Here is a 16614-nt window from a genome sequence, read left to right on the forward strand (position 1 = left end):
TACTAGCCGATGCGGGCTATTAATCGGGCGAGAACTATGCCCTACTTGAGCAGAAAGAGATTATAGCTTTCATTCCACCGCATGGTACTTACAAAGGCGGACCTGAAGGTTTTACTTACAACAAAGAAGCAGACCACTGGCTTTGCCCGCAAGGAAAGAAAGCCACTTTTAGGAAAGTGAAGGTGGTTATATTTTTTACAATTGATAAAAGATGAAATATATCATAGAAACATTAAAACCGGCATGACTCGCGATAGCACCTATTATAGAACCTGTCATTTTCTTACACTGGATAAAAACTAGACTTGTGATGAACATTGCTAATACCCATAAAATGGATGGAATAAACAGAAATCCCCAGCTGCCATAAATGTAGACAATGCCAAAATGAGCTAAATGTGTTAAGGCAAATGCGAGGCTGTCTATTATAGTGGCTTTTCTTTCTCCTAAACTTGAGCTGAAACTTGCATGCACAATTCCTCTGAAAAACAATTCTTCACCAATTGGGCTAAAGCACATCCCAGTAACTGCAAAAATTATAAAATAAATTAGCCTATCCTGAATAGTTAAATCTGTACCTATGTTGTAGGACTTCCCAATATACACATACCAATTATCTAATGAATTTGTGTATAACAGATAGCCCAATACAAAAATTAAAGTACTGATGGCGATGCCAGACAGGAAGGAATACACAATCCAGGAATAATTTTTTGGCTTAGTAATTCCTATTTGTTTTCGTCCATCTTTAGACAAAAAAATAAAAGGAATAAGGGCAGAAATGGCCATAATGATACCTATGTTACCATAGTTGCCAGTTTGGTTTGCATGTAAAACCATCCAAAATCTAGGTACACAAACGGTTAATAACAATATCAATCCGAATATCCAATTGAAATGTATTAATTTATTCCAAGTTAATCTAAGCTCAGTATCAATCATTCTGTAGAATTTTACCACCAACGGTGAAGTACGACAGTAAGAAACAGCCTGACTTATAATGCCTGTCACATTGAGGTTTATATGCTGTCAGCGTTTCGTTTTTTCTATTTCAGTTATTGAATTTGGAATCCACTTCCTGCAATTATTTGCCACGAATTGTTGAATAGTTGCCATACCCGTAAATACCTGAATTTTCCATCTATTATTTGGTCAGCATACTTTGCTTTTAAATGAATAGTAACTACAACAGTAGATATGTTTTCAATGGTTTTTATCATTTGGTCAGTTGCTGAAATATCGTTAACAGTCATAATTCCTGAACGATAGTTCTCAATATCCATTTCTTTTGTTATTGTTTGACCTGTTGGAATATTGAAAATTAAACTATCGTGCAAAAGTTCGTCAAGCGTATGGGTATCGCTGTTTTTAATAGCGTCTAAAAGCCTATTTTCACAAGCAATTATTTGTTCCTCTTGTGTCATAATTTATCCCATCATTAAGTTTTAGTCATCAGTATTGCAGGTAACTCTACAATGACCGCTAATACTACATTCATTAAAAACAATTCCACAAAAACATTGGTATATGTATGGTAATGAATTTATTGATGCAATGTAGCTGTCCGCACCAAAAACACTCAATACATGGACAAATAAATGAAAAACAATGAAAATAGTTATGGTAACTCCTGAAATGTAGTTTCCTAACTGTCATAAGCTTTACTGGTTTGATTATTTTTTTAATAATACTCCAGGTAGCTGGAAACCAACCCCAATTTCTATGTTAGCTGTTTCTAACATATTGAAAATACCATCATTTAGCGGAAGATAGAGCCGGCCACTAAAAAACTTCTTTCCTTTGCCTTTTTTTAGATTATACATAATACCATAATCAGGAGAAAAAGCGGATGTTTTAGAAGTGAATTTTTCAATAGGGTGATTATTTACCAAAGTACCAGAATAACTATTGTACTTTAAACCGCCCAATACTAAGAAATTGTGTGAGGCACCTTTTGAGATGATTGCAGTTCCAATTCCGAGCTTCTGGAGAATAGTAAAGCTATGGTTTTGTTCTACATCTGTTATTCTACTGTTAGGAAAGTCGAAAGCTAGTGCACTATGAGATACTAAAGTAATGCTATTCGCCAGGTTATATTGGATAAGGTTAGTAAACCTTATGTCCCTGCTACCTAAAAGCGAATATAACTTAGTACCAATTCCCGGCTCAATAGTTAATTTACAGGTAGTGTCTTGCCAAACTTCACCTTTACTTTGACAATGAGCTATCCGAATAGTAGTAAGAATAATAAAAAGAGTTAACAACTTTTTCATGACTTATCTATTTTTAAAATAGAATTTTATTGCTTTCTCGATGCTCGGATTTCTAGAAGCAATATGACCTTTACCCGGTACTAAATGAAAATAGGATGTAGTATTGGTGTAGAATGATTTTAAATGCTGATGCAGATAGTCGTTACCTGGAATAAGTCCTTTTTCTGTACCTCCTAAGCTTATAACTACCAGTTGGGAATTTCTTTTGATTATTGGCCTGGCTTCTTTTTCATATTGGAGAACGATGGAGTTATCATAAAACAAGGAAGGACTTAGCAAAAGGTAATTACCAAAAAGATCATTATGTTTTGTAAGGGCAAAAGCCCCAAATAGTCCGCCAAAAGAATGTCCCAGAATAGTTCGTTTGTTTCTGGCTGGGGCTGCCCTAAATTCGCTTTCTATCCTTGGTATTAATTCTTTTTGGATAAAATTCAGGAATTTAGTACTTCCTCCTTTTCCATGATCAGTAGGTGTTGGTGTGTAGTCCGTATCTCTATAATTGCCCTTTTGGTATTTTATACCGATAACAATAACATTTTGTGTGTTGAGTTCCTTGCTGGTTTTTTCACATACTTTGCTGACATATTCCTCAACCTGTTCTGCATCTAAAACATACATAGTATGGTAGATTTCAGATGAGGTATGATAATCCTCGGGTAATTTGATAGAGATTGTATAATCAATTCCGGTTTCTTTAGAGGAAAGATTGAATGATTTTATAAAGTCAGGATTGACAACTTCTTTTTTGCATCCGAAGAAGCCTACTATTAAAGTTATAAATAAGAAATAAAGTAATTTTTTAATAATCATATGACTGTAAGCTTCCCCTAATTAGAACTGATTAAAAGTATAAAATTTGTTTAAATTGACACTAATTGTTGGTGTTGTTTTTTCTTTGCAAATTCTATTGGTGCTAACCCTCCAAGTGCATCATGCGGCCTGTTGTAGTTGTAATCTTCTAGCCAGCTGGTTGTAATATCCCTTACTTCTTCCAGGTTTTCGAATAGGTAAGCATTTAGTACATGTCGGCGAAAAGTCCCGTTGAAACGTTCTACATAGGCATTCTGCGTGGGCTTACCTGGCTGGATATAGATGAACTCTACTTCATGCATCTGGCTCCATTCGGCCATAAGCGTGGCAATAAACTCCGGTCCGTTATCCATTCGGATGCGCTTTGGTTTTTCCCTTCGCTTTAACAAATGATTAAGCACCCATACTACCCGGTTGCTCTTTAAGGAATAATCTACTTCAATATGCAAAGCTTCGCGGTTATAATCATCCAGCACATGGAAGGAACGGAATTTTCTTCCGTTTTCTAACGCATCACTCATAAAGTCGATTGACCAGGTGTGATTTAATGCCTGGGGAACTTGTAAAGGCTGTTGCACGCGGGCGGGTAAACGCTTTTTGGCTTTGCGCCGGATGTTTAAGTTGATGGCTTTATATACCCGGTATACCCGCTTATGATTCCATTCCTGGCCTTCTTTTCGCAACCGCCCATAGGCTTTCCAGAATCCTTCTCTGGGGTGCTGCTCCGCTTTTTGCCGTAATGCTTCTTCTACTACAACATCATCTTTGTGCGACTGATAGTAGTAAACTGATTTGCTCAAATTCACCACCCGGCACGCCCTGCTAATGCCGGCTTGAGACTGCTGGTAAACCTCAAGCACTATTTGCCGCTTTTGGCAGGGCTTCAGAGCTTTTTTTCAATAATCTCTTTGGCTAGTTTTAGGTCCAAAGCCAGCTCTGCATACATAGACTTCAGCCGCCGGTTTTCTTCTTCTAGTTCCTTGAGCCGCTTCAGCTCAGTGGCATCCATGCCATTATAGCGTTGCCGCCACTTGTAAAAGGCCGCCTGGCTAACGCCATGGTCCCGGCTAATTTCTGCGGCACTTTTGCCGTCCTCAAACTCCTTGAGAATTTTGGCAATCTGTTGGGGTGTAAAAGTCTTCCTTTTCATATCTACTGTTCTAAATTAAGTTTTTTTCTATTTAGAAACAGTTCTATTTTCGGGGAAGCTTACATGACTACTGTTTTAAATTTCGGGGATGCCTAATAATGGGTAAAGTTTTTTCCTGTTTAGTAGGGAACTTGTAAATGATTGAATTTTGACTTGTATAAATTAATTTATGATTCGCCTTGTTGGGATTTTTTGAATAGGACAAAATTAGAGAGAGGGGTAACCTTATCTATTATATAATTTCAGCTATATTTTATAAAAATTTTTCGGAGAGAAAATAAGAGCTTTTATTATAATTTAATTTTTTTGCAGGAGTCAACCGAAATTGGGTTCTGTCTTTTTGTGAAAAATCGGAATGATATCATAAATTTCTATGTATCTGTGTTTTATTAGTTATATAAAAATGAAGAGTAATATCAATTAACCGTTCTTCGTTGCTTATTATTTTTTAGGCATTCAAGTTTTAAGAGTTGTTGAAAAAGCGTATGCAAATTACTTCTTCTTTGAAAACTCATTTAGTTTAGATCTGGTTTCCGGTATCTCGGTAATAGACAGCGCTTTCTTATAAAAGGCATTAGCGTTCTTTTTATCTCCTATTATCCTGTAATAATCGCCAAATGAATCCTGGAGGTTCGCGTCCTTAGGATAAAGAAGCACGTTCATGTTAAACTATTGCCGCGCAACATTATATTGCTTCAAAAATAAAGCATGGTAGCCTAAATTGTTGACCACAGCGGAATTTGGAAGTACCTGGTAACCTAACTCCTTTGAGATGATGCGATAATGTTCTGTAATCAAGGTTGGTAAGTTAGGGTTTGATGGTAGATAGTCTGGGTGAATACCTGATGGCTTTGTTTACCAAATTCGGTAATTCCTTAGTGGTTCCTAATCAATTATGCATCACCACCATGAGTCTGGTCAAACTAATTCTTAGCCAATTCGGGAACCATGGAACATCTTCAAATTCAAACAAGTAGATTCTTTTCATTTTTTATATTGGCTATAACGGTTTGAATATATAATTAATCAAAATTCTATCTTATAGCTCAGGTTCGGAATAAGTACCGAAACCAAATCCCTTTCAATTGTTTTTTTTACCTGGTTATATTTATATCCATAAGAGTCAGGCTGTCCTGTCAGGTTTAATATTTTCAGCGCTATTTCACGTGACGATTTGCTCTTATTCATTTTATAGCTGGCAGTAAAATGAACGTTCAATGATGGATCTGCCTGCACAGTGAAAGGCCTTGTTTCGTCATACACAACAGCGCTCGCTGCGTGAGATGCTGATTCATTTACCGGAGAGAAACGGTTACCACCCTGATAAGTCAAGCGAGAATTCAAACTCAACACATTTTGATTGCTGGCACCTAGCTGCCATTCCTTTCCAGCTAAAAAATTAAAGGCATAGTTCCGGTTAAACCTTGTGTTGTGCCAAATGCCGTCTCCCCCTTTATACTCTGAACTAAACACTGACCCAGTAACCAAATAATAGAAACCTCTGGACATATATTTCTCAAGTGTCACATCCAACCCATAATTTCTCCCCTTACCTGTGTTTTGAAGTTTATCAGCAAAAAACCAATCACGCTGAAGGTTGATAAGTGAAAAAGAATTATCAGCAGTTACAGGCACAGAAAATAAGTGCTGATAATAAGGCTCAACTTTTAAAATGATTAAGTCTGTGAGCTTACGATTATAGCTTAATACAAGATGGTGCGCTTTGGTAAAATCAAGCTTTTTGTTAACCGCGGTTTCTCCTGTTGAAAGTGAGTTATTGAAATAAAAATTTAACCGCTCTAAACGGCTGTGCAATCCATACGCCAGCCCCAGGGATTGATTTTCTTTTATCCGTTGCCGGAAGCCAAGTCTTGGTTCAATGGTATACTTCTTATTCAGTGTGAAAAACTGGCTGTTGATACCAATGTTCATTAATAATCTGGAGGTAAGGTTGACCGATGAACTACTATAAGCCGACATCAAGGTGCTAAACCCCTTTGCATTGACAGCTTCTTGTGGCGGAACGTTCATCTCCGGCGATTTCTTTAAAAGCATATCATACATCATTCCCGTAATTAAAACTCCGGTTTTATTTGTATGCCGTAAACTAATTTTCTGGTTATAAAAAGAAGAGAAACTAAAATTATAATTGTTGTTTTTGATCTCGCTGTGCGGGTTTAAAATTAGGTCTGGATTGAGTTTTTGCGTTGACCAGTTAGTACCGTTTGCTGTTGCAGCCAGAGTTGATTCTATAAAAGCATTGTTTTGGAAAAAATAGCTATGTCTTATGCCTGCCGCGCCCATATGTAGCCTGATGTTATTTTCTTCACTGTGGTTGTAATACACCCATTCTTCGGGGTCAGTCTTAGCCTTGTCAGATGCTCTGTCCATTAGCCCTATGCCCCAGACGGAGAAAATGCCAGCCTTTTCAGTAGGAAAGTTCAGCTTGAACGACAGATCCTGGTACTTTAAACCACTGGCATCCTCTGGCAGCAAAGGAGCCAGGAGCGCGAGCGTTGAATAGCGGTAATTAAATAAATAAGAAGCTTTGCTCCCTTTTTTAAAGGGACCTTCTGAGGAGGCATCTATGCCAATGAGACCTGCCTGAAAGGTATGTTCCCGTTTCTGATTATTGCCTGTTCTCAAAGCAATATCAAAAACTCCAGACAACGCATTGTTATACTCAGCGGGAAATGCCCCTGTGAAGAAATCAGAATTTGCCAACATCTGGCTACTTAAGGCGGTAAGGGTCCCACCCCCAAAAGATATTAAGTCACCAAAATGACTAGGATTAGGTATTTCTACCCCTTCCATTTTCCATTGCAAAAATTTAGGAGCATTTCCTCTTACAATAATTCCATTTTGTTCAGTATTGCTTGATACACCGGCAAATGAAGAAGCCAGGCGGGCAGGGTCATCAAAGCCACCGGCATAGCGACTAGCCTCTTCCACACTCAGCATTCTTGCACTCACAGTTGCCATTGAATTGAGGGGCTGTTCTTTGTTAACATTAGGGGTTATAACAACCTCATTAAGCAAAAGAACATTCTCTTTTAGCCGGATTGTCAAAACAAGTTCTTTTGCCGAACTAACCGCTACTTCCCGAACTATAAAAGGTTCGTAACCAATAAATGATGCCTGAATGTCGTACCGTCCTACAGGCACATCTAAAATTACAAAATTGCCTTCCTTATCTGTAGTTGAACCAAGGGTAGGATTAGTATTAATAACCATTACTGAGGCAAAAGGAATGGGTTGGTTGGAAGCATTATCTATAACCGTGCCTCTAATAGTTTGGGTGGGTTGGGCGAATGATTGTGTTGTAAAAAACACTAAGGTGAAAACAAAGATGAATCGTAACATATTCTATAAAGGAATTAAGAAGTACAAAAGTCTTTCTAATCCCTGTTTTATAAAATACTGATCTATCAGTATGTTTATCCTAATAATCCCAGTTTGGAAGCAAAAATTACGGCTTCAATAGAATTGTTAGCCCCGAGTTTTTCTAAAAACCGTTGCCGGTGTGTATTTACAGTATGCAAACTAATGGATAGCTTATTCGAGATTTCTTTACTTAAATACCCCCCTTTTACGAGTTGCAAAATTTCTGTTTCTCTTTTTGTTAGCCCAATCTGCGCTTTTTGGGGAGTTTCCAAGGAAATTATATTCCCGGTCCTAAAATTAAAAATCTGGCTGTTAATCCCCTCAAAATCATCCTGATTGGGAGAAATATCAACAACACTCATTAATAACCAGATCTGTCCCTTTTTATCTAATTCCAAAATTTGATGTTGCTCCACAAGGCGGATGTATTGATTTTGAGCGTTTAAAATTCTGTATTCATTAATTTGTTTGTGATTCAGTTTTTCATCATTGGTAAAATTATCGAACAGCTTAAAAGTGGTTATGCTATTGTAGCTTAACTTAAGTTTATCATCGGGATGAATCTTAGCATCAAAAAAATGTTGACCTTTTCTCTCATAATCTGATGGGTTGTAACCTAAAAGCTTACCATAATTGGAAGAATAAAAGAGAATCTGCCTTTTGGATATATCAAAAATACTTATTCCTGAATTACCAATATCTGATAATGCCTGTAGTGCAGCAGTATGTTTCTGTAATACCGAATAATCCAGATCCTCTTCTTCAAATTTATATTGTAAGAGGTATTTGAAAAATATTTCCTCAATGCTGCTCTGTTCTGTCATATTCTATTTGTTTGGTTGATCTGTTTTTGTTGCAGGGGGTACTCTCTTTAGTTCCACTTGCTATCAACGGGTAGTATAAACAACGGGCAAGCCCGTCGGCCGACGCATGAGGTCTATACAATGTTATAGCCTGTGTTTCTTTAGATTGCACGAAGAATATATTTGCCGAAGAAACCATCTGGGGAATAGTTTACATCTTCTATTTCAAACCCACATTGCTTAATCATAGCTTCAAGAAGCCATCGAAATGTAGAGTGTTCGTCTCGAATATGTTCTTCCATCTCCTCTCTAACCCATTCTTTTTTAATGTCTTCTCCTAAAGTATTGCAAAACAATTCTATACGTTTGTCTATCTCATCAGGATTGAAGTCGTAAACAACATCCCATAAGCGGAATATGCCACCAGTTCGCATCATCCGATGGATACGTTTAAGGGCAATAACTTTCCAGAAATCAGGAAGGTGATGTAGAGCAAGCCTGGAGTACACAAAGTCGGCTTGCTTACCACTGTGTTCGTAAGTCAAAAATCCTGCCTGTACAGCTTCTATGTTTGATAACCCTGATTCTTCTACCTTTAACCTTAACTGTTTTAGCATTACTGGCGATACATCTACTGCAACTACTCGTGCACATACTGTAGCCGCAATCAAAGCAAATTGTCCAGTCCCAGCCCCAATCTCAACAATCTCTGACTGACTGTTAAACCCCATCTTCTGTAGTAGATTGACCTCCCTGTCTGCCTTAGCATCTTCCTTTTTATCATAGCGTTCTACATGAACAACATCTAAGTTCTCTCTGCCTGCACAAGTTATTTCATCAATCATCCAGTTTTGCTGCTTCTTCATTATTTAGTTCTTACACTTAAATCTGTACAATCAGTGATCTTTATTTTATGTTTAACATTGGCTATAATGGTTAGTATAAACGGCGGCGTAGGCCGTAGCATGACTTATGCACAATGTTGCCTGCTGGCATTTTTCTAGTTATTGTAGTTTTACCCCTTGAATTAGGATTGATGCCTTGATAGACTGTTCCTTTAAATGTAAGAACTTCTTTCGTTCTTCGTCTTCTTTAAAGTTTTCAAAATCTTTCTCTGTATCAAACTCTACAAGGTGTATTTCATAAGGTTTGTCAATATGATATTCAATAAAGGTACCTTCCTCAGGTCTAATTCTTAGCAAGAGTCGCCCGTTATATTTTAGAATTGTTGGAAGGGCAATATTTTCAAATTGATTGAATACAGTTTCTTGGCCTTCTTTAATGTAAATTAATTGCGTGATATATATCATTGTTATCGCTCGGATTTTGGTTAAAAAGCGTTAATTAAAATTCTTCAAGAGTTATTTAGTCTCAGTGTCTTTCAAATGAATTTATTTAATTCTCATTTGAATCCGACGTTTAGGAATTATTTTAGTTTCTTATTACAGCTATCTCGCTGAAGCGTTTGGTAAAGAGAGGTTATGAACCGTTGCTCGATTATTACCACAAGGTAGCCCACAACTGAATGAACCGCTGTATACGAGACCCTTACGTAAATTGGTGTGAAAGGAGCTCCCCATCAGCTATCGCTGGTGGGGCCGTCTACTGGATTGTGCGTTAGTATATTTTAAGGTATCCAATCAAACCTAGGTTCAAGGAACGGATTCCACTTTTAAGTCCTACATGCAGCCTAAATAGACAGTAATAATTCTTAGATAAGGTACTTGATTTTGGTAGGACTAATACTATAAAGGTTCATTCCTGATAGTTGAAAATTTTGATCAAATTAATGGGTGCACTGTTTTTTACGAACCTATAATTTTTGAGCTACTATATAATTACCAGCTTATGATAAATTATTTTGACATAGACTTTAAATCATAGTTTATTAAAAATCATATATTTCATCTTAATCATGAGCTTGCCCGTTATATGTCCGGTACCTAAAAAAAAAGCGTAGATCGATGTTAATTATTAATTTATACTTATTTTAGGTAGCGAAAACAGAACTATAACATATGAAAAAAGTTCTAATCAGTTCAGTATGTTTTAAGTGACAGGGAAGCACCTCTAGTAAAAGGTTTTTAACATAATGTTAATTATAAGACTTTTGGTAAACTCCTGAAATACCTTTACGCTTTAAGTGTAAAGGTATGAAAAATAGAGAGTTAAAAGGAACCGTAAAAAGAAATTTCCCGTCTGCAAAGAAAAGAAATATTGTCGAAGAGTTTCGTTCTGGGATGCTGACGATCCGGCAATGTACAAACCAATACCAGGTTTCAGTATCTATCTTACAAGATTGGAACCGCCGGTATTATAAAACCTGGCTGTTAAAGTATTTTCAGGTACCTACCATGGGTTGTTTTTTCAGGAGTAAAGTTATTCAATTATAACAGACTTGGTAGAGACGGCACTGGCGGAGAAAAAACCCACCGCGCCATTACTGATATTAGTGGGTAGGTTGGCCGGATTGCGACCCAAGAAACCACCCTGGCTAGATAAACTACTTAAAGCCGAATAAAAATCGAAAGCTTCTTTCGTTAGCGACAACAAGCTTACTTCCAGCTGGTTATTCTTTTTAAATGGAGTGAATATCTTTAAATCATTCAGGTAAGCGCCATCGTATAACTTGTCTTCCGTCACCATGATGTCCTCAGATTTTTGTTGCTTTAGCTGGCCGTTTACCCATATATTCAGCTTGTAGTAATTCCTTACACCGACTATATCTTGGAAGGCTGTTGTAATATAATATCCCTCTTCGCGGCCATAATCGTCGTTTTTCCCATCTACATATTCATAGGTTACTTTATCTAATGTTGGTGCCTGGTTCAGCACCGAGGTGCTGGTATACGTTTGGCTATTGGCCTGGATTATGAGCGTATAGGTTCGCCCGGCTACTCCTTTAAAGTCGGTAGTTGGTTTATAAGTACCATAAGCGTCATGCAAAAAGGAGGTGCTGGTGCCGGCATTATCAGTTAAGGTTACCTGTGCACTGGTTACGGCTGCGGGCTCTACATTTTTGGCATAAGGTGCCGACATGTTCAGTTGCACGTAGTTCATATTAATTTGGTCGGTAACAATGGCTTCTACAGCCAATACCGGCTTACTTTGTTCCAGGTCCAGGTCTACTTCTGTTTCGCAACTGATAAATACCAGCGCCAGGAATAAAAATAATAAGGTTGAGAAATTTTTCATGGTTTTACTTTATCAGGTTGAGTAATGGTGTGGGCTTAATTAAAATTTAAAGTTATAAGTAACGGCCGGAATGGCCGAGCCAACAATAGATATCTCTTTCGACTCAATGCGGGAGGGGGTATCTTCGGTTTGGGCTAGCTGCACCGAGAATACATTTTTGCGGCCGTAAGCATTAAATACTGAGAAGTTCCAGCTTGATTCATATTTTTGGCCCACCCGTTTTTTAGCGTCCAGGGTTAAGGATAAATCCAGGCGATGGTAATCGCGAAGCCTGTGGCCATTGCGCTCGGTGTAGATAGGCACAATAATATTGCTGTTGCGGAAAGAGCCGGAGGGCATGGTAACCACATTGCCACTGCTATACACTTGGTTCGCACCCAAAGTCATGCGTTCGGATAGCCGGTAAGATGTTACTACCGCCAGGTTATGCGGTTTATCCTGCCGTACGGAATAAGGCCTATCATTATTAATACCGGTAATGGTGCGTTCGGTATGCGACAAGGTATAGCTGGCCCAACCAGTTAATTTGCCGGTTTGTTTTTTAACCATTAATTCCAGACCATAAGCCTTTCCGGTTCCGGTCAATACTTCGGCTTCAATGTTATTATTCAGCAGTAGTTCGGCATTGTCGCGGAAATCAATCTGGTTTTTCATATCCTTATAATAAACTTCTGCCGAAGCCTCCAAGCTATTCTGGCGGAAGTTGCGGAAGTAACCCAAGGCTACCTGGTTGGCCGATTGCGGCTTTATATATTTACCGGATGGTACATAAATATCGAACGGCGTAGAAGAAGTAGCATTAGAGGCTAGTTGCAGGTACTGCATGGTCCGGTTGTAAGAAGCTTTAACCGAACTTTTTTCGTTAACCACAAAACGAGCCGCCCACCGAGGCTCTAAACCGCCCTGCGTATTGTAAATGTGCGTACGGTTGTATATATCTACATGGGTTTGTTGGCCAGCAGCATCGTAGTTTTGCACACGGCCACCCATATTCTGGAAGAAAGAGTATCGCAAGCCATAAGTCAAAGAAAAGCGTGACGATATTTCCTGTTCATTGCTAATGTATAAGGCATTCTCGAGAGCGTATTTTTCATCAAGAATCCAATCCTTTATTATTGATTCTTCTGATTGCGGCTTAATTATGCCAGGTTTAAATGTATGGTAAATAGAACTGCCCCCAAATTTTACCGTATTTCGGTTATTCGGAAAGTACGAGAAGTCGGCTTTTAAACTAAAATCTTGAATATAGGATTTCCAGCTGAAAGCGGTGTTACCGCTGGGCATCCCAATCTCGTAGTTGAAGTTGCTGTAAATAGCCGTAAAGTTAGAAAACAGTTTGTCGGAGAACAGGTGGTTCCACCGGGCCGTAGCCGTAGCATTGCCCCAGTCCATGCGTATTAATTCTTTGAATTGAAACAAATCCTGACCAAAATAACCCGAAATAAATAAGCGGTCTTTCCGGCCGAGTTTATAATTTAATTTGGTGTTGAGGTCGTAAAAATAAAGCTTGTTTTTGCTAATATTTTCGTTGGGGCTCAACTTCAGAAAAACATCGGCGTAAGTGCGGCGACCTGAAATAATAAAAGAGCTTTTGTCTTTTACAATGGGGCCTTCCAGGGTTAAGCGACTGGCAATGGTGCCAATGCCTCCGGCAGCATTAAATTTTTTGCTGTTGCCTTCCTTCATCCGGATATCCACCAAAGAAGCCAGTCGGCCGCCGTATTCTGCCGGAATACCGCCTTTGTAAATTTCCACGTCTTTAATGGCATCAGCATTAAACACCGAGAAAAAACCCAGCAGGTGCGAAGCATTGTAAACCGGGGCTTCGTCCAACTGAATCAAATTCTGGTCGATGCTGCCACCCCGTACGTAAAAACCCGAAGTGCCTTCGCCGCCCGATACCACGCCAGGTAGCATCTGGATGGTTTTCAGCACGTCTACTTCACCCATAAAAGCCGGCAAGGTTTTAACCACCTCCATAGAAAGCACCTCGCTGCTCATTTTGTTCTGTTGGATATTGGCGTCTTCCTTTTTGCTGGTGATTAGTACCTCCTGCAGGGTATTATTATTTGGCGCTAACTCCAGGTTTAAGGTTAAATTCTTGTTCAGGGTTATTTCCTGAGTGCTGTTGGCATAACCCACATAAGTGTAAACCAGCGTGTATTTTCCGGCAGGTAAAGTGAGGGAATAAAAGCCGTAGGAATTAGTAGCGGTGCCAGTTGTAGTACCTTGAACCCCAACAGTAGCGCCAATCAGGTCTTCACCACTTTTAGCATCGGTAATATTGCCACTAATGGTAAACCGCTGCTGGGCGAATAGGACCAGCGGGAAAAAAAGCAGAAGGATTAGAAATATTTTTTTCATATTTTTAAGCGAGTTAGGTTCTGGTTATAAATAATTTAGCTAAACAAAGGTGGACTATAGCCTATTAAATTTTAAGTATAGTTTGCTGAGGGGTGAGGGCTTGGAGTAAATAATATTAGGCACCGGATGCAGTGTAACGAAGGCGTTAAATCAGGTTTTGATGAAAGCTGATTTATTAAAACACTTTTATTAATCTATTTGGGAGTAGTCTTCTTGGTGTCAGGTTAGCTAAAAACTGAATTTGATTAACCAAAACCGATTAAATAATAGTTTGGGCAGTAGAACCCAAACTATTATTTAATTCTTAATTTACTTTGCGTTTGGGCTTAACCAATTCACTGGTTAATACATAACCAACTGTTTCATTTACAGTTACAATAGACCACAATTCATTATGCTTGCGTACTAAAACCACTTCGTCGGTGCTTTTTAGTGACTTTAAAATTTCGGTTGAAGTGCTGGATTGACGATACATTTTGACATTTTCGTGGCGTACATTTACAATTTTAGACTTGGTTTCCGCAGCGAATAAAAATGTGACATTTACTAAAAGGGCGATAGATAAAATTAAATTTTTCATAGTTTTATTATATAAAATGGTTTAAAGAGGTATTTTTATATTAGATTATTTTAAGATATTTACTGGTTGAATGATCAAAAAAGGTTGTTTCGGCCGGGGTTAAGGATACTATTTCTCCGGGCCTCCTACTTTTTACAATCTATAAGTGAGCTGATGACAACTATATCAACAATGATGAAATTTTTCAGGGGGAGGTAAAAATTAATATTATTTAATCAGCTTCCCGGGAAAATTCATTGGGTGTGAAGTGTTAGCTGGATTTACCTTTATTTGCCAACTAAAGTATATTAGAATTTATTTGAAAAGAAGCTAGGCACCCAATGCCAAATTATTTTTATCCTTTATTCATTTTAATTTTTGTTAAAAATGTATTATTAAGATTTCTGTAAAGCTATGTAAACCAACTTTAATGGAATTCCTTTGCTAGGTATGATGCAAATGTAAGGCTTAAGATCAGGGCCTGAAAGGACAAGTTAGCGTCCATTTAGGCCAATCCGAGGAGATTCCCTCGGTTCCTAATTAAAAGAAAACCTTTACAAGCTTCCTGGTTCATTTTAAAAATATAACCGGTACATCAAATTAGGAAGCCAACCCCGTTGCGTGGTGTGTCCCACGGAGCCAGCTTTATTTGGGTCGTAGTATTCGGTAAGCTGGCCTTGCGTATTGGTAAGATTTTCCAGGTTCAGGAATAGTTAATAGGGGGTCCGGGCTTTATTCCATTTGTAACTAGCCGATAGTGTAAATCTAGAGAGGGCGCCCAGGGAAGTTTCGTAAGCTTTTTCTTTATCCCAGAATTGATTATTAGCCGGGTCCACCGCTAAATTTCCATTCTCGTCGCGTAGAAGAGGAATAATATACTTACCGCCCCCAAAAAGTACTTTTGCATATAAAAACCGTTACCTGCTGTTTTTATTTTGTGCATTATTTTTCATATAATCTGCGATCAATTGCTCATTTGTGTCTTCACTTTTTGAAAGGGCATTAATAATTTTTTGCTGTTCATTATCATTCTTGTTTTGACTCAGCTTTTTCTTTCCTTGTAAGTCCGTTATTATAATGTCAAAAGCTACAAGACCTTGTATAAGTCTTAGTTTATAGTCGGTTGGGAAATTATCCCATTGTTGTTTATAGGAAAGGTCGTAGGTATTAATGGTTCTTTCAATTATTTCAATGACCTTGTCCGCATCCGTGATGAGGGTACCTTGTCCATAAGCATGCACAGCAATGTAATTCCAGGTAGGTACATTTAATCCTTTGTCGTAATGCTTAGGCGAAATATAAGCGTGAGGTTCACTGAAAATTACCAATGTTTTATTGTTTTCAAAGTCTTTCCATTGTTCGTTTGCCTTGGCCATATGTGAAGTAAGAATAATATTATCGTCTTTGGTGGTTACGATAACAGGTAAGTGTGTTGCTATTGGCAATCCGTCTTTTGCAGTAATAATCGTGGCAAAACTAAACCTCTTCATAAATTCAACAATTTCTGCCTTATCTGTCACAGCAAACTGATTTGGAATGTACATAATTTTATACCTATAAATGGTATTATTTTATTTAATTATAAATTGGCAGGTAACGTTAAGCGTTTATATTGTGCCCGCTTAAAAGCACTTCCATATTGAGCTGCACTGAAGTAAACAAAAGGCATAAAACGTCGAGAAGCACGTCAGCCGAGCATAATTTAAACATTCTTTTACCTTGTCCGCATCCGTGATGAGGGTACCTTGTCCATAAGCATGCACAGCAATGTAATTCCAGGTAGGTACATTTAATCCTTTGTCGTAATGCTTAGGCGAAATATAAGCGTGAGGTTCACTGAAAATTACCAATGTTTTATTGTTTTCAAAGTCTTTCCATTGTTCGTTTGCCTTGGCCATATGTGAAGTAAGAATAATATTATCGTCTTTGGTGGTTACGATAACAGGTAAGTGTGTTGCTATTGGCAATCCGTCTTTTGCAGTAATAATCGTGGCAAAACTAAACCTTTTCATAAATTCAATAATTTCTGCCTTATCTGTCACAGCAAACTGATTTGGAATGTACATAATTTAATAC

At 38.1% G+C, this 16614-nt stretch carries 16 protein-coding genes; 1 reads left to right on the forward strand and 15 read right to left on the reverse strand.

Annotated elements, in window-relative coordinates; translation table 11 throughout:
- Positions 1-195: 195 nt before the first annotated feature.
- From ADHAQ_RS0100555 to ADHAQ_RS0100605, 10 genes are all read right to left on the reverse strand, one after another.
- Positions 196-942 (reverse strand): CPBP family intramembrane glutamic endopeptidase, encoded by a 747-nt coding sequence (locus ADHAQ_RS0100555; RefSeq protein ID WP_034256398.1) that lies wholly within the window; start codon positions 940-942, stop codon positions 196-198.
- A gap of 113 nt (positions 943-1055) precedes the next feature.
- Entirely contained in the window at positions 1056-1424 is a 369-nt protein-coding gene (locus tag ADHAQ_RS0100560) for a nuclear transport factor 2 family protein (RefSeq protein WP_026461275.1), read from the reverse strand.
- Between the two features lie 249 nt (positions 1425-1673).
- On the reverse strand, positions 1674-2273 hold the full coding sequence (locus ADHAQ_RS0100565) for a hypothetical protein (RefSeq protein ID WP_026461276.1): 600 nt from the start codon (positions 2271-2273) through the stop codon (positions 1674-1676).
- A 3-nt stretch (positions 2274-2276) separates the two neighbouring features.
- Positions 2277-3083, reverse strand: a complete 807-nt coding sequence (locus ADHAQ_RS0100570) for an alpha/beta hydrolase (protein WP_026461277.1) — start codon at positions 3081-3083, stop codon at positions 2277-2279.
- A 50-nt stretch (positions 3084-3133) separates the two neighbouring features.
- A protein-coding gene (locus ADHAQ_RS0100575; RefSeq protein WP_425393671.1) for an IS3 family transposase occupies positions 3134-4233 on the reverse strand; the annotation gives its coding sequence in 2 pieces (ribosomal slippage) (positions 3134-3972 and positions 3972-4233; 1101 coding nt in all).
- A gap of 492 nt (positions 4234-4725) precedes the next feature.
- Positions 4726-4896, reverse strand: coding sequence for a hypothetical protein (locus tag ADHAQ_RS27920; protein ID WP_157433302.1), 171 nt, complete (start codon positions 4894-4896; stop codon positions 4726-4728).
- Positions 4897-5259: 363 nt separating this feature from the next.
- Entirely contained in the window at positions 5260-7596 is a 2337-nt protein-coding gene (locus tag ADHAQ_RS0100590; protein WP_026461280.1) for a TonB-dependent receptor, read from the reverse strand.
- A 74-nt stretch (positions 7597-7670) separates the two neighbouring features.
- Positions 7671-8441, reverse strand: a complete 771-nt coding sequence (locus ADHAQ_RS0100595; RefSeq protein ID WP_051359611.1) for a LuxR C-terminal-related transcriptional regulator — start codon at positions 8439-8441, stop codon at positions 7671-7673.
- A gap of 140 nt (positions 8442-8581) precedes the next feature.
- Entirely contained in the window at positions 8582-9286 is a 705-nt protein-coding gene (locus ADHAQ_RS24045) for a class I SAM-dependent methyltransferase (RefSeq protein WP_051359612.1), read from the reverse strand.
- 138 nt (positions 9287-9424) lie between these two features.
- On the reverse strand, positions 9425-9730 hold the full coding sequence (locus ADHAQ_RS0100605) for a hypothetical protein (protein ID WP_026461282.1): 306 nt from the start codon (positions 9728-9730) through the stop codon (positions 9425-9427).
- Positions 9731-10573: 843 nt separating this feature from the next.
- On the opposite strand from ADHAQ_RS0100605, the gene ADHAQ_RS0100610 reads away from it, so the two are divergent.
- Entirely contained in the window at positions 10574-10813 is a 240-nt protein-coding gene (locus ADHAQ_RS0100610) for a hypothetical protein (protein ID WP_026461283.1), read from the forward strand.
- On the opposite strand, the gene ADHAQ_RS0100615 is transcribed toward ADHAQ_RS0100610, so the two are convergent.
- From ADHAQ_RS0100615 to ADHAQ_RS24050, 5 genes are all read right to left on the reverse strand, one after another.
- Complete coding sequence (locus tag ADHAQ_RS0100615) at positions 10800-11615, reverse strand: DUF4249 domain-containing protein (RefSeq protein ID WP_026461284.1); 816 nt, start codon at positions 11613-11615, stop codon at positions 10800-10802. The two genes, ADHAQ_RS0100610 and ADHAQ_RS0100615, sit on opposite strands and share 14 nt — an antisense overlap.
- Before the next feature lie 39 nt (positions 11616-11654).
- Positions 11655-13979: a TonB-dependent receptor gene (locus ADHAQ_RS0100620; RefSeq protein WP_034256399.1), complete on the reverse strand. Its 2325-nt coding sequence runs from the start codon at positions 13977-13979 to the stop codon at positions 11655-11657.
- Between the two features lie 304 nt (positions 13980-14283).
- Entirely contained in the window at positions 14284-14559 is a 276-nt protein-coding gene (locus ADHAQ_RS0100625; RefSeq protein ID WP_026461286.1) for a hypothetical protein, read from the reverse strand.
- 896 nt (positions 14560-15455) lie between these two features.
- On the reverse strand, positions 15456-16082 hold the full coding sequence (locus ADHAQ_RS0100635; protein WP_026461287.1) for an FMN-binding negative transcriptional regulator: 627 nt from the start codon (positions 16080-16082) through the stop codon (positions 15456-15458).
- A 78-nt stretch (positions 16083-16160) separates the two neighbouring features.
- A complete protein-coding gene (locus ADHAQ_RS24050; protein WP_084523674.1) occupies positions 16161-16604 on the reverse strand; it encodes an FMN-binding negative transcriptional regulator in 444 nt (147 codons plus the stop codon).
- Positions 16605-16614 lie beyond the last annotated feature (10 nt).

Source organism: Adhaeribacter aquaticus DSM 16391, from assembly GCF_000473365.1.
GTDB classification, from domain to species: Bacteria; Bacteroidota; Bacteroidia; order Cytophagales; family Hymenobacteraceae; genus Adhaeribacter; species Adhaeribacter aquaticus.

Excerpts from the sequence above, each read along its gene's own strand:
- ADHAQ_RS0100560 (WP_026461275.1), bottom strand. The coding sequence starts at position 1,424 with ATGACACAAGAGGAACAAATAATTGCTTGTGAAAATAGGCTTTTAGAC.
- ADHAQ_RS0100570 (WP_026461277.1), bottom strand. The coding sequence starts at position 3,083 with ATGATTATTAAAAAATTACTTTATTTCTTATTTATAACTTTAATAGTA.
- ADHAQ_RS0100590 (WP_026461280.1), bottom strand. The coding sequence starts at position 7,596 with ATGTTACGATTCATCTTTGTTTTCACCTTAGTGTTTTTTACAACACAA.
- ADHAQ_RS24050 (WP_084523674.1), bottom strand. The coding sequence starts at position 16,604 with ATGTACATTCCAAATCAGTTTGCTGTGACAGATAAGGCAGAAATTATT.
- ADHAQ_RS27920 (WP_157433302.1), bottom strand. The coding sequence starts at position 4,896 with ATGAACGTGCTTCTTTATCCTAAGGACGCGAACCTCCAGGATTCATTT.
- ADHAQ_RS0100605 (WP_026461282.1), bottom strand. The coding sequence starts at position 9,730 with ATGATATATATCACGCAATTAATTTACATTAAAGAAGGCCAAGAAACT.
- ADHAQ_RS0100595 (WP_051359611.1), bottom strand. The coding sequence starts at position 8,441 with ATGACAGAACAGAGCAGCATTGAGGAAATATTTTTCAAATACCTCTTA.
- ADHAQ_RS0100625 (WP_026461286.1), bottom strand. The coding sequence starts at position 14,559 with ATGAAAAATTTAATTTTATCTATCGCCCTTTTAGTAAATGTCACATTT.
- ADHAQ_RS0100620 (WP_034256399.1), bottom strand. The coding sequence starts at position 13,979 with ATGAAAAAAATATTTCTAATCCTTCTGCTTTTTTTCCCGCTGGTCCTA.
- ADHAQ_RS0100555 (WP_034256398.1), bottom strand. The coding sequence starts at position 942 with ATGATTGATACTGAGCTTAGATTAACTTGGAATAAATTAATACATTTC.
- ADHAQ_RS0100615 (WP_026461284.1), bottom strand. The coding sequence starts at position 11,615 with ATGAAAAATTTCTCAACCTTATTATTTTTATTCCTGGCGCTGGTATTT.
- ADHAQ_RS24045 (WP_051359612.1), bottom strand. The coding sequence starts at position 9,286 with ATGAAGAAGCAGCAAAACTGGATGATTGATGAAATAACTTGTGCAGGC.
- ADHAQ_RS0100565 (WP_026461276.1), bottom strand. The coding sequence starts at position 2,273 with ATGAAAAAGTTGTTAACTCTTTTTATTATTCTTACTACTATTCGGATA.
- ADHAQ_RS0100635 (WP_026461287.1), bottom strand. The coding sequence starts at position 16,082 with ATGTACATTCCAAATCAGTTTGCTGTGACAGATAAGGCAGAAATTGTT.
- ADHAQ_RS0100610 (WP_026461283.1), top strand. The coding sequence starts at position 10,574 with ATGAAAAATAGAGAGTTAAAAGGAACCGTAAAAAGAAATTTCCCGTCT.